Source organism: Hespellia stercorisuis DSM 15480 (assembly GCF_900142165.1).
Taxonomy (GTDB): Bacteria; Bacillota; Clostridia; order Lachnospirales; family Lachnospiraceae; genus Hespellia; species Hespellia stercorisuis.
Window position 1 is genome coordinate 36,091 of sequence record NZ_FQZY01000008.1, and the last position, 12,812, is coordinate 48,902.

Here is a 12,812-nt window from a genome sequence, read left to right on the forward strand (position 1 = left end):
CATCGATAACACGTTCTCATTTTCAATTGTAAGCTCCTGTAGTATTTGATTTTATAATGCGTCGTGACCGCGCTCACCGGTACGGATACGAACTGCATCCTGTACTTCATATACGAAAATTTTACCGTCTCCGTAAGTTCCTGTCTGAATTTCGGACACGATCTTTGTGATCAATGTCTCGGCGATATCCGGTTCAATCACAGTCTCCACCTTGATCTTCGGCAGCAGATTCACATTGTACTCAGCCCCGCGGTAAACCTTCTTATGTCCTTTTTGATTACCATACCCCATGATGTTCGTGATCATAAGACCGTTAACAGAACTTTCATCCAGGATAGCTTTTAAATCTTCCAATTTCTCCGGTTGAATAACGATTTCTAATTTCTTCATAGTATAAACCTCCTTTTTTCTTGTCCTCTCAATGATATCGGACAGATACAAAAAAAGACGCCTCCCGTAATCGGAAAACGTCTTTGTTTTTGATAAGCCTTATTATACACACTGAAAATAAAAAGTCAATATGGAAGTTTATAGAAAATTTATAATTTGTGGAAAATGTATAGGAAATGTGTGGTGGGTAAGGGGGAGAGGAGCAAAATGACGATTCAGCATACTTGGGTGGCGGAAACAAAGGAAACAAAATAATTGCTGTTGTTGACTTCGATATCTGTATTTGCTAAAATATAAACAGCGGACATTTTTTGGTTACTGCGGGGAATCATAGATGCAATTATGGGGCAGGAGATGTCAGGAGTATTGGGGAGTAGTAGGGAATAATTAAGGAGGAAAACTATGGAAAACCTTACATTTGGTGAACAAGTGAAAATTGTTTTGAGCCGGAAGAAGATGACAATCAAGGAGCTGGCTGAGATTATAGAAGAACGTACCGGCATGAAAATGTCGAGACAGAATCTGACGCAGCGTCTTGGAAGGGATAATTTTCAGGAGCAGGATATGCGGATGATCGCGAATATTCTGGAGTGTCCGTTTCGTCTGACTATATTGGATGACGAGGGCGGGGAGGCTACGATACCAACTTATCAGAGAGAAAAAGTGATGCGTGTTGCCGGACCACAGAAGGAACCTGTGGATGAGGCACTTGAGGCTGAAATCCGAAGACGTATGGCGGAGCTGGAAGAGAAACGCAGGCAGAAAGCACAGCAGGAAAAAGAAGAACGGGAAAAAGAAGAACGAGAAAAAGAAGAGGCTGAGCACACAGAGGACAGCAGTGTTTCCGTGCCGGAATCGTCGCAGACCGGAGATATTTATATAGAAGAGACGGCAGGTGCTGAAGAGGAACTGCCGCTTGAGGATGCAATGGAGCTGGATGAAAGCGATCTGGATGCGGCTCATCCTGAAACAGAAAGCCGGGCTGGAAAGAATCCGGGCGCGGAAAGTTATGCGGCAGGCAATTCGGCTGAGGATGTATCAGCTGTAGGTGATTCCGGTGTGGAAAATCAGAGCACGGGCAATGCAGACGCAGGGAAACCAGCTGCGGGCAGCTTGGATCAGAGCAATCAGAACCGCACAGGGGAAGGTGCGCAGGAGCGTGATATGACAATCGGTGAGATCTACGGAATCCATGAAGGACTGACGGAGATCGAAAAGACGATCAAGAGCGACTCTCCAGAAGAGGCTGTGGAACCGGAAGAGGTGAAGGAGTCGATTAAAAAGGTAGAGAGTAAAGCGGTGGAGAGCAAAGCGGAGAATGCGACGGAGCAGAGACGGGAAGAACTTCCAAAATCTCCGGGTGATAAGGACTTCCAGCCGGTCATTTCTTATGATGATGAGGAGGAAGATCTGGAGAAGGGCGAAATCAATCCGTATACGGGGCGCGAGTATCAGACGAACAGCGTTCGTATGCATCCGAGCAGAATCGGTTATGTTCAGGTGTACGACCGCTCGGATCATAAGTGGACAGATATGACGGAATGGGCGTTCCTTGGATATCAGGAGCGAAAGAAGATACTGCTTGGCAAGGAGTACGAACCGCCGATTTATCTGGATTAAGATGTACATTTGGGGGTATTTGCTTCACATTATGGCACTTGCCCCACAGGCCGACTGCCGGAAAGAAGGTACGGACATAGATATGGAATGGAGACAACTGCTGTCTGCCCGGCGCGTGCGCCGGGGCGGCGGGAATAATAAGAACAAGTCGACGGATCTGCGCAGCGAGTTTGAGAAGGACTATCACCGCATTATCGGGAGTGCATCGTTTCGTCGTCTGCAGGATAAGACACAGGTATTTCCGCTGGACAAAAGCGATTTTATCCGCACGCGGCTGACACATTCGCTGGAGGTGTCTTCCTTTGCCAAGTCACTGGGACAGAATATTGGCGAAAATATTTTGAAATATAAGAAAGATCCATCCTTTACACCGCAGATGAAAGAAGACATCTGCAATATCCTTCAATGTGCGGGGCTGATTCACGATATCGGGAATCCGCCATTCGGACATTTCGGGGAAAATGCGATCAGAGAGTGGTTTGAACATAATCTTGGCAGTCTGTATGTAAACGGGCAGAAGGTCGAGGACATGCTGACGCCGCAGATGCGCGGGGACTTCTATCATTTTGAAGGAAATGCGCAGGCGCTCCGACTGGTCACGCGGCTGCACTATCTGGTGGATGAGAATGGCATGAATCTGACTTATGCGCTGTTGAATACCATCGTCAAATATCCGGGATCTTCCATAGACATCGATGAGACCAGCGGAAACATCAAAGACAAGAAGATGGGCTATTACTATGCGGATGAGGCGATTTATAAGGAAGTAGAGAGGGAGACCGGCACAAATGGAAACCGTCATCCGCTCACCTTTATTCTGGAAGCGGCGGATGATCTGGCATACAAGACGGCGGATATTGAGGACGCATTTATCAAGGGCTTCATCTCTTACCACACGTTGAAGGAAGAACTGGGTGCTCTGCAGGATAATTGTCCGGACGCTGGATTCTGTCCGCTGGACGAACTGGAAAAACGCTATATCCGCGGTGTGGAGCGCGGTGTGGATGACCCGCAGGAATACGCGGTGAAAAACTGGATCGTCCGGGTGCAGGGATTCATTATCAGTTGCATCACCTTTGGTTTTACCCGCAATTATGATGCGATTATGGCAGGGACATACAAGAAAGATCTGTTCAGCGGAACATTTGGCGAGAAGCTGATGGATCTTCTTGGTGACATGGCCAACCGTTACGTCTTTATGTCATCGACGATCTACAAACTGGAATTGACGGAGGCTGCAATCCTTGATGATCTGATGGAAAAATTTGTTCATGCGGCGATTCACTATGACGCAGGTGAGAAAATGGATTCCATAGATCTGCGGATCGTTTCGCTGATTTCGGATAACTATAAGAAGGCGTACCGCCATCAGGCAGAAGGAAAATCTGAGGCGGAGAAGATTTATCTCCGGCTCCTGCTGGTCACGGACTATGTGTGCGGGATGACGGACAGCTACGCAAAACGGTTGTATCAGGAGCTGAACGGTATCATTTAGGGATCCGTTTGCACCAATAACCAAAATTATCATGATCTGAACGTTCATCACTGGATAAATCCAGAGCGTTCAGATATTTTTTTTCGAAAATTGGAAAACCAAAAAATTCTGCGGCGTGGGCTTCCCGCCTGTCATAGATACCGGGAACGCCGAGAATATAAGTTTCGTCCTCTGTCACGAGAAGCAGGTGGTGATAATTGTGCAGGCCGTGCAGCAAAAAACTGTTGTTGGCAACATTCCAGCTGCGCCGGGGAAGAACCGAGAGCTCGGAGCGCTGGATCTTGTGGAGGCGGCCGGAGTCTTCCTCGCGGGAGGCGGCCGGAATGCAGGAGGCATCGGAGGCATCCGCGGTGTTGGACTCAGAAACTGTGGTTCCAGAGTCAGAATCCGCGGCGTTAGACTCAGAAACCGCGTCAACTGGGATGGATTTGGAGGCAGAGTTTACGTCGCCGAAAACAGAATCCGCGGTGCCAGAGTCAGCGGTGCCGGAACCAGAAACTGTGGTGCCAGAATCGATATCAGCGGTGCCGGAACCAGAAACTGTGGTGCCAGAATCGATATCAGCGGTGCCGGAACCAGAAACTGTGGTGCCAGAATCGGTATCCACGGAGCCGAAATCAGTATCCGCGGTGCCGGACTCAGAATCAGTGGTTCCAGAGTCAGCTTCGGACTGGGAAACATCGGCGGAATCCCCGGTCTCTGCGGCTGAGACATCAGCGGCCGCTTCTACAGACACATCGTCAGCCTGAGCGGAGGCAGTCTGAGTGGAGGCAGTCTGAGTGGAGGCAGTCTGAGCAGAGTCAGAGGGCAGGTCATCCCGGGACTTCGGGGAATCCAGGGAAAAATCACGCAGACGATCCGGATCGACAGCGACATTGACCCAGGTGGCAGCATAAAAGGAATGATTCGGCCCGAGCAGCAAAAAACCGTCACATTCCTGCAGCCGGTTTTTCAGAGACAACTGCTCCGCAGGAATCGCCAGCTGCACATTCAGATTATGATTCTTCACGGAAAGCTCGGTCAGAAACTGAACAACCGTGTCACTGCCGTCCTTATAAAAAATATGCAGCTTAAGCGGACTTCCATCAGAAAATGGGAGCGGCTTCATATGCATCTGCACCAGATAGCTCTGAAACGGAAACTGGATCTTCAAAAAACCGACATTATGCACCTTCTGAGATCCGTTATATTCATATATATAAGCAATCAATTGTTTCATAATAAAATCATTTCCTCATAATAAGATTCTCTATAGGATATTCAAAAATAAAAAAAATAGAACCATGTATACCACCAATGAACACCACCCACGTAAAATAGTTGACAAACCGCTGCTTTTCTTAGATAATATAACGGTTGGAGAGTTTAATGTTTTAGAGAAGTAACGTAAGAAATCGGAGGATGAGAGATGAGTACAATGGATATGGTGGCCATTCTGATCGCGTTTGTGTGTTATCTGACACTTATGATCGTGATTGGCGGCATCTATATGAAAAGGACGAGCAGCACGGAGGATTATTTCCTTGGAGGAAGAGGACTGAGCGGCTGGGTGGCGGCGCTGTCGGCGCAGGCATCAGATATGAGCGGCTGGCTCCTGATGGGACTGCCGGGTGCGGTATATGCGTTCGGAACCGGACAGGCATGGATCGCCGTCGGTCTGTTCCTGGGAACTATTTTTAACTGGGTCGTGATTTCGGGAAGACTGAGAAAGTATACGATTCGGGCGAACAATTCCATGACCCTTCCTGAATTTTTTGAAAATCGTTTTCATGATAAGAAGCGGGTTCTGCTTCTGATTTCCTCAGTTGTGATTGCAGTGTTTTTTCTGGTATATACAGCATCTGCACTGGCATCCGGCGGAAAGCTGTTCAATGCAGTGTTTGGGATCGACTACCATATAGCATTGGCAATCGGAGCCTTTGTTATTCTGGCTTACACATTTATGGGCGGATTTATGGCGGTATGTGTCACGGACTTTATTCAGGGATTTCTGATGCTGATTGGTCTGATGATCGTTCCGCTTCTGGCAGCAGGTCTGGTGGGAACGGATAACATCAGTGGACTTCTGAATCAGAGCGGAGTGACCGGCGGTGCAGCTTCATTCCTGAACGTGTTCCAGAATGACGGGAAGCCATTGAGCTTTATTGAAATTCTGTCACAGCTGGCATGGGGACTTGGATATTGTGGAATGCCGCATATTCTGGTGCGCTTTATGGCAGTCCGGGATGAAAAGGAATTGAAGAAATCAAAAGTTATTGCGATTGTCTGGGTTGCAATCTCACTCGGTATGGCGGTTGTCATCGGCGTGGTGGGACGTGCATATCTGTATCCATTGATTCTCGGATCAGAAGGCGCAGCCTCCGCAGAGAGCGTGTTCATGACCATGATCACAAAAGTATTTACAGAGAATTATGCGCTTCCGTTCGTTGGCGGTCTGTTTCTGTGCGGGATTCTGGCGGCAATCATGTCGACTGCGGATTCCCAGCTTCTCGTGACGGCGTCTGCCGTGTCTAAGGACATTTATCAGGGCGTGGTGAAGCCGGATGCGAAGGAGGAGACGGTACTGGTAGTCAGCAGAATCACGGTTGCGGTTGTTGCAGTTCTGGCATTCCTGATTGCATGGGATCCGAACAGCTCGATCATGGGACTGGTTTCCAATGCATGGGCCGGTCTTGGATCTGCGTTCGGACCGATCGTGCTGTTGTCTCTGTTCTGGAGACGCACCAATTTTGAGGGTGCAGTTGCAGGAATCATTTCCGGTGGACTTACTGTGATCGTGTGGGATTACATTCCGCTTGTCGGAGGACAGACGCTGGGGGCAGCGACTGGAATCTATTCTCTTCTGGTAGGGTTTGCAATCAGTGCGGCGCTGATCTTTATCGTCAGCCTGTGCACCAAGGCACCGAGCGAGGAAATGCTGCAGGAATTTGATGATGTGAAGAACGGAAATGTAGCATAGACGACTGGAACGATACACGGACTTGGGATGCGCAGAACGCAAAATGCGGAGCGCGAAATACGCAGAACGCAAAATGCAGAGCGCAAAACGTGCAGACCGTGAAAGCAGAGAGAAATACAGGAAGTATAAAAGTACAGAAGACATACAGCGTGTAAGACTTGGAAAGGATTGAGAACGCTATGAAAAAATTAGGTTTATTACCACGATTACTGCTTGGAATTGTGGTTGGTATCATTGTTGGTTCGATCGGAAACATTTTCGGACTGACCGGTGTGGCAGCGAAAATATTTGGAGGCTTTGTCAGCGTTGTCGCGACATTTTCGTCGTTGTTCGGCACATTCTTAAGCTTCATCATCCCGCTGCTGATTGTATCGTTTGTGGCGGTGGGGCTGGCGGATCTTGGAAAGAAAGCAAATAAACTGTTTGGAATTACACTGGTGTTAGCTTATGCGTCCACGATCATTGCAGGGTTTGCCGCGTTTTTCCTCGGAAAAGCGGCACTGCCCTCACTGATCAGCAAGATTTCACATAAGGCGATCGAGGGATCCACATACAATCCGCTGTTTGAAATTGCAGCAGATCCTGTTTTTGGAGTTATGACGGCACTGATACTTGCGTTCATTCTGGGACTTGGAATGGCAAACAGTAAGAACAATGCATTGCGTGACTGCATCAGAAACCTGCAGGAAATTATTACCATGGTATTACAGAAGGTGATCATTCCGTTGATCCCGGTATATATTGCATGCTCATTCTGCAAGATTGCGGCGGTGGGGGAATTGTTTCCGACCATCAAGATGTTCGCAAAATTATATATCGTGATTCTTGTGTTCCAATGGACATACATTTTGATCCAGTTCGACATTTCGTCGATTTTCTGCAAGGAAAATAAATACAAGAAGCTGAGGAGAATACTGCCGGCATACTTTACGGCACTCGGAACCCAGTCTTCGGCGGCGACGATTCCGATCAACCTGGAATCAGCGAAAAACAATGGCGTTTCAAATGATATTGCGGACTTTGTCATCCCGCTCTGTGCCACGATCCATCTGGCAGGAGATACGATCTGTCTGGTCATCGGTTCCATGGGAATCATGATCGCGAGCGGAATTACACCGACGCTAGGGACATTTGCACCGTTCATCCTGATGCTCGGCGTGACCATGGTGGCGGCACCGGGAGTCCCGGGGGGCGGTGTGATGGCGGCACTCGGACTGATCGAATCGATGCTTGGATTTACGGATGGCATGCAGGAGCTGATCATTGCACTTCATTTTTCGCAGGACAGCTTTGGAACGGCGACGAATATAACCGGAGATCAGGCTATCGCATTTATGGTCGACAAGATAGATGAGAGAAATGCAGCGAAAGAAGGAAAGTAGTTACCAAAAGAACGTGAAAGCAAAATAAGAAAAAAGAAAATACAGACAGTGGAGAGATCATTTGTGATGTCTCCACTGTTTTTTTGTGGTACAATATGGCATGAAAAGGTATTCGGATTTGCGAAAGATATCATAGACAAAACGGAGGGAACAGTGTGCAGGAATTGAATACAGAGATAGAAAAACAACGGGACGAAAAATATATGAAAGAAGCCATCAGGCAGGCAAAAAAGGCATATGCAATCGGGGAAGTCCCGATTGGCTGTGTGATCGTCTTTCAGGACAAAATAATTGCCCGCGGATATAACCGCAGAACGATTGATAAGAATACACTTGCCCATGCGGAGATTCAGGCAATCCGGAAGGCGAGCCGGAAGATGGATGACTGGCGCCTGGAGGAGTGCACCATGTATGTGACGCTGGAACCCTGCCAGATGTGTGCAGGGGCGATTGTCCAGTCGCGGATGACCCGGGTGGTCGTGGGATGCATGAATCCAAAGGCGGGCTGTGCAGGTTCTATTCTGAATTTGCTGGATATGCCGCAGTTCAATCATCAGGTGGAACTGACAACCGGGGTGCTGGAGGAGGAGTGCAGCCAGATGATGAAAGCATTTTTCAGGGAGCTGCGGGAGAGGTCAAAAAAGATTAAGCCGAAGACGGCGGATTGATGCACACCCGTTGACAATTCTGAAAAAAACATATATAATAAAGACTCGTGCAGCCGGGGCGTTAGCGGTGCCTTGTACCCACAATCCGCTATAGTGGGGGTGATATTGCGCAGAGGGCATTTGATTGTGAAGCTGCCCTTGAAAAGTGGCGTTGAAGTTTGGGTCTTACGCGACAGGAATCTATGAACCGTGTCAGGGCAGGAATGCAGCAGCACTAAGTAGAACCTCCTGGGTGCCGTGAGGTTGCCTGGGCCGAGTTAACTGTCAAGGTAACGTTCATGAGAGAACGTTCGAAGCGCAATGCACGTTTTTAGTATGAATTGGGGTTGTAGATCAATAATAGAAGCAGGTTGAAAAATTGCAGATAAGTTCTCATTCAGACGAGTTCTCGCTCTGATATAAGCACAGCGGTACCAGAGCTGCGTGAGAACTTATCTGCAATTTTTGGATCTGCTCCTATTTTATGTGCGGCGCCGTTACTGGAACAGGTCTATCTGTGAACAGTAACGCGGAGGCGGAACATAAGCTTATTTAATGACGATTATGCTAGTGTTTTAGGAGGATTTATTGTAGAATAGCAGTATGAAAACAATTTTAACAGCAATCAATGCAAAATACATTCACTCGAACCTTGCAGTTTACTGTCTGCGGGCTTATGCCCGGGAGTATGCGAAAGAGACGGGAGATGTCATAATCGCCGAGTATACGATCAACCAGCAGGTGGATGATATACTTATGGACTTGTATAAGCAGCAGCCGGATGTGCTCTGCTTTTCCTGCTATCTGTGGAATATTTCCTATGTGGAGGAACTGATCACTGAGATATCCAAGATTCTGCCGGGGACTGTGATCTGGGTGGGAGGCCCGGAGGTCTCTTACAATGCGGTGGAGGTACTGGAGCGGATGCCGCAGATTACGGGAGTTATGGTTGGAGAGGGAGAGGAGACCTTTTCGGACCTGATGAGGTATTATAATGGAAGTGAAGTGCCATTAAAAACAGGGCATTATCTGAACGGACTGGCCGGGATAGCGGGGATTGTCTACCGGTCCGGTGACGGCGCGATCTGTGAGAATGAACTGCGTCCGGTGATCGATCTGAGTACGGTTCCGTTCGTGTACCATGATATGGAAGAGTTCCGGAACAAGATCATTTATTATGAGACCAGCCGCGGGTGTCCGTTCTCCTGCAGCTACTGTCTTTCTTCTATTGATAAATGTCTTCGTTTTCGCGATGTGGAGCTGGTGAAAAAGGAGCTTCAGTTCTTTATCGACAACGAGGTGCCACAGGTCAAGTTCGTGGACCGGACTTTTAACTGCAGGCATGACCATGCGATGGCTGTCTGGAGTTATATTGCGGAGCATGACAGGGGAATCACGAATTTTCATTTTGAGGTGGCGGCAGATCTTTTAAATGAGGAGGAACTGTCGCTGATTGAGACGATGCGGCCGGGGCTGATCCAGCTTGAAATCGGAATCCAGTCCACCAATGAGCAGACGATCGAGGAGATCCACCGCACGATGAAGTTTGAAAAGGTGGCAGAGATCGTAAAGCGGATCAACCGCGCGCGGAATGTGCACCAGCATCTTGATCTGATCGCGGGACTTCCCTATGAGAACTATGAGAGCTTCGGACGCTCCTTTAATGATGTGTATGCCCTGCAGCCGGAACAGCTGCAGCTGGGATTCCTGAAAGTGCTGAAGGGGTCCTACATGGGAACACAGGCGGAACGGTATGAATTGCTTTACCAGACGCGGCCGCCGTTCGAGGTCCTGGCGACCAGGTGGCTGCCCTATCCGGATGTGATGCGCCTCAAGGGACTGGAAGACATGGTGGAGGTGTATTACAACAGCAGGCAGTTCACGCAGACGATGCCGATTCTGGAGAGAGCTTTCGACACGCCGTTTTCCCTGTATGAGGATCTGGCGGCGTATTATGAGGAGCAGGGACTGAACATGGTAAACCATTCCCGTGTGGCGCGATATCAGATTCTTTTTGACTTTGCGATTCTCCGGGATGCGAAGAACCGGGAAATGTACCGGGAGGCACTGACCTTTGACCTGTATCTCCGGGACAATCTGAAGAACCGGCCGGAGCTTTGTGGGGAGCTAACCGTCATGAAGGAGGAGAGCCGGATGTTTTACGAAGAGGAGGCACAGGATCACAGATATCTGCCGGGATACGAGGGATTTGACAAGAATCAGCTTCGCAAGATGACGCATCTGGAACGGATTGGCGGGAAGATAACTCTGTTTGACTACAGGAACCGTAATCCGCTGGATAATCAGGCGCGGACAGTCGTGATTGGATGACGCTTCGGAAATTCATTAAGAATTGGTGAAGAACAGGCAAAGCATCTTGCAAAAAAACAGCAAACAGTATAAAATAAAATGGATTGCACAAATTCGCAGAAAGCAGCAAAGCTGCGTAATGTTACGCGAAAGCGGCAAAGCGGATTCCAAGTATCCGCTTGACTATGAAAAAAAGTGAGGCGTTTGTATGAATTTTTATAATAAAAAAACGAGAAGAATTGTCGCAATTGTGATTATTGTGATTATCGCGGCGATGGTCGGAACGATGGTTATTCCATATTTGATGGTATAGTACAGCATAAATCAAACAAGATTATGCGGCAGGCAGGGCACAGGAGAGAAAGAACCGGGCAGGAGAAAAGCCCGATGTGGGGATGTGGAAAAGATATGGCGCAGATGAGCACAAGACGAAAGAAAATGCTGGCAAGAAGACGCAGGAGAAGAGCCATGATATGTGGTCTTGTTCTTGCGGCTATTTTGCTAGTGTATCTTGTGATTCAGCTCTTCCTGTTCTTTTCTGTCCGTAAGTATAATACGAACACCATATTGGAGGGGGTACGCATCGGGACTCTGGATGTGTCGGGTATGACGCAGAAGGAAGCATTGGCGGCTCTGGATGCCCAGCTGGCATCATACGGCGGAGCGGCGCTGACGATGAAGCTGGATGATACGCGCTCGGCGGATGCCGCATACGCGGAACTGGGACTTAAGTACCGGGACGAGAAAGCGCTGGTAAATGAGGCGATGAATTACGGCAGAACAAAAAGTCTCTGGAGCCGGTACTGGGCGATAAAAAAACTGAAAAAAGAAGAGAAGGTCTTCGAACCGGAATATACACTGACGAAGAAAAGCGTTCAGGCGATGGTGGACGAACGGATTGCACCGCTCCTCAACCCGCCGGTCAATGCGACGCTGAGCCGTTCGGGAGAGACTACGGTGGTAAATGAGGGCACACCGGGAGAAGTAATCGACACGGCGGCATCCATCAAGTCCGTCGAGAAGATTCTGAATAAAAACTGGAAAGGCGAAGCCGCGACGGTGATGTTGGCGGATACGGAGCAGGAGCCGGAGATTACAGGGAAAGATTTGTCCGGGATCCAGGATCTGCTGGGGGCGTATACGACATTTTACAGTGCGGACGGAACCGGGCATGCACAGAATGTGGAGCAGGGTGCGAAGAACATCAACGGCTCTCTCGTGATGCCGGGGGAAACATTTTCGACGAATGACACCATCGGTCCGGAGGATGAAGAGCACGGATTTGCGAAAGCGGGATCCTACGAGAACGGCACGGTGGTGCAGACCTTTGGCGGCGGTGTATGCCAGGTGTCCACGACACTGTACAATGCGGTGCTGCTTGCGGAACTCGAGGTGGTTCAGCGGGATCAGCACTCGATGGTGGTGGCCTATGTGGAGCCCTCGATGGACGCCGCGATCGCGGACGATGTGAAGGATTTTAAGTTTAAAAATAATTTAGAGAATCCAATTTATATAGAAAGTACCTTGCAGGATGGAAACATAACGTTTAATATATATGGAAAAGAAACCAGAGATCCGAACCGCACGGTCGAGTATCTGAGTGAGACATTGGACACCACGGAGGATGAAGGCGAGAAGTTCGTGGGAGTGGATCAGCCGATAGGCTATCTGCAGGTCATCCAGGCCTATCCGGGAATTTCGGCACAGCTGTGGAAAATCGTGTATGAGAACGGGGAAGAGGTAAGCCGTGATGTTGTAAATACAAGTCATTATCAGGCGACACCTCTGACATACAGCATCGGAACCACCTCTGACGATCAGACGGCGGCGGCCACGGTGGTGAGCGCGATGGCTTCAAAGGATCTGGAAACGATAAAGGCGGCGATTCAGCAGGCGCTGGGGCAGGAATATACCGCAGCAGCCGGGAACACTGCAGACGACACGTATACGGACAGCACGGCAGCAGACGCCTACGCGGCGGATGGCACCGATACCACTGGTTATTAGGT

The 12,812-nt window shown here is 49.0% G+C and carries 9 protein-coding genes and 1 other RNA gene; 8 read left to right on the top strand and 2 right to left on the bottom strand.

Going from position 1 to position 12,812, the window contains the following annotated elements; translation table 11 throughout:
* Nucleotides 1-51: 51 nt before the first annotated feature.
* Complete coding sequence (locus BUB85_RS02500; protein WP_073104761.1) at nt 52-390, bottom strand: P-II family nitrogen regulator; 339 nt, start codon at nt 388-390, stop codon at nt 52-54.
* Between the two features lie 402 nt (nt 391-792).
* Here BUB85_RS02500 and BUB85_RS02505 point away from each other — a divergent pair, with 402 nt between their 5' ends.
* Both BUB85_RS02505 and BUB85_RS02510 read left to right on the top strand, forming a co-directional pair.
* Complete coding sequence (locus BUB85_RS02505) at nt 793-2,010, top strand: hypothetical protein (protein ID WP_073104541.1); 1,218 nt, start codon at nt 793-795, stop codon at nt 2,008-2,010.
* Between the two features lie 82 nt (nt 2,011-2,092).
* Nucleotides 2,093-3,505, top strand: a complete 1,413-nt coding sequence (locus BUB85_RS02510) for a deoxyguanosinetriphosphate triphosphohydrolase (RefSeq protein WP_073104765.1) — start codon at nt 2,093-2,095, stop codon at nt 3,503-3,505.
* Here the strand turns inward: BUB85_RS02510 and BUB85_RS02515 are convergent.
* Entirely contained in the window at nt 3,498-4,724 is a 1,227-nt protein-coding gene (locus BUB85_RS02515) for a hypothetical protein (protein ID WP_073104542.1), read from the bottom strand. The two genes, BUB85_RS02510 and BUB85_RS02515, sit on opposite strands and share 8 nt — an antisense overlap.
* Before the next feature lie 189 nt (nt 4,725-4,913).
* Between BUB85_RS02515 and putP the strand changes: the two genes are divergently transcribed.
* The 6 genes from putP to BUB85_RS02545 all read left to right on the top strand — a co-directional run bounded on the left by putP (nt 4,914) and on the right by BUB85_RS02545 (nt 12,810).
* On the top strand, nt 4,914-6,464 hold the full coding sequence (gene putP, locus BUB85_RS02520) for a sodium/proline symporter PutP (RefSeq protein WP_073104544.1): 1,551 nt from the start codon (nt 4,914-4,916) through the stop codon (nt 6,462-6,464).
* Between the two features lie 179 nt (nt 6,465-6,643).
* Complete coding sequence (locus tag BUB85_RS02525) at nt 6,644-7,846, top strand: cation:dicarboxylate symporter family transporter (RefSeq protein ID WP_073104545.1); 1,203 nt, start codon at nt 6,644-6,646, stop codon at nt 7,844-7,846.
* Between the two features lie 155 nt (nt 7,847-8,001).
* Nucleotides 8,002-8,514 carry a tRNA adenosine(34) deaminase TadA gene (gene tadA, locus BUB85_RS02530; RefSeq protein WP_278319570.1) on the top strand — a complete coding sequence of 171 codons (513 nt, stop codon included), beginning with the start codon at nt 8,002-8,004 and terminating at the stop codon, nt 8,512-8,514.
* Between the two features lie 45 nt (nt 8,515-8,559).
* An RNA gene (ffs, locus tag BUB85_RS02535) (signal recognition particle sRNA large type) lies at nt 8,560-8,822 on the top strand.
* 274 nt (nt 8,823-9,096) lie between these two features.
* Complete coding sequence (locus BUB85_RS02540) at nt 9,097-10,824, top strand: B12-binding domain-containing radical SAM protein (protein WP_073104549.1); 1,728 nt, start codon at nt 9,097-9,099, stop codon at nt 10,822-10,824.
* A 366-nt stretch (nt 10,825-11,190) separates the two neighbouring features.
* A complete protein-coding gene (locus BUB85_RS02545; protein ID WP_159434606.1) occupies nt 11,191-12,810 on the top strand; it encodes a VanW family protein in 1,620 nt (539 codons plus the stop codon).
* The last annotated feature ends 2 nt before the right edge of the window (nt 12,811-12,812 follow it).

Bases quoted from the DNA above. Each gene is read 5' to 3' on its own strand.
- BUB85_RS02500 (WP_073104761.1), bottom strand. From the start codon at position 390: ATGAAGAAATTAGAAATCGTTATTCAACCGGAGAAATTGGAAGATTTA.
- BUB85_RS02505 (WP_073104541.1), top strand. From the start codon at position 793: ATGGAAAACCTTACATTTGGTGAACAAGTGAAAATTGTTTTGAGCCGG.
- BUB85_RS02510 (WP_073104765.1), top strand. From the start codon at position 2,093: ATGGAATGGAGACAACTGCTGTCTGCCCGGCGCGTGCGCCGGGGCGGC.
- BUB85_RS02515 (WP_073104542.1), bottom strand. From the start codon at position 4,724: ATGAAACAATTGATTGCTTATATATATGAATATAACGGATCTCAGAAG.
- putP (WP_073104544.1), top strand. From the start codon at position 4,914: ATGAGTACAATGGATATGGTGGCCATTCTGATCGCGTTTGTGTGTTAT.
- BUB85_RS02525 (WP_073104545.1), top strand. From the start codon at position 6,644: ATGAAAAAATTAGGTTTATTACCACGATTACTGCTTGGAATTGTGGTT.
- BUB85_RS02540 (WP_073104549.1), top strand. From the start codon at position 9,097: ATGAAAACAATTTTAACAGCAATCAATGCAAAATACATTCACTCGAAC.
- BUB85_RS02545 (WP_159434606.1), top strand. From the start codon at position 11,191: ATGTGGGGATGTGGAAAAGATATGGCGCAGATGAGCACAAGACGAAAG.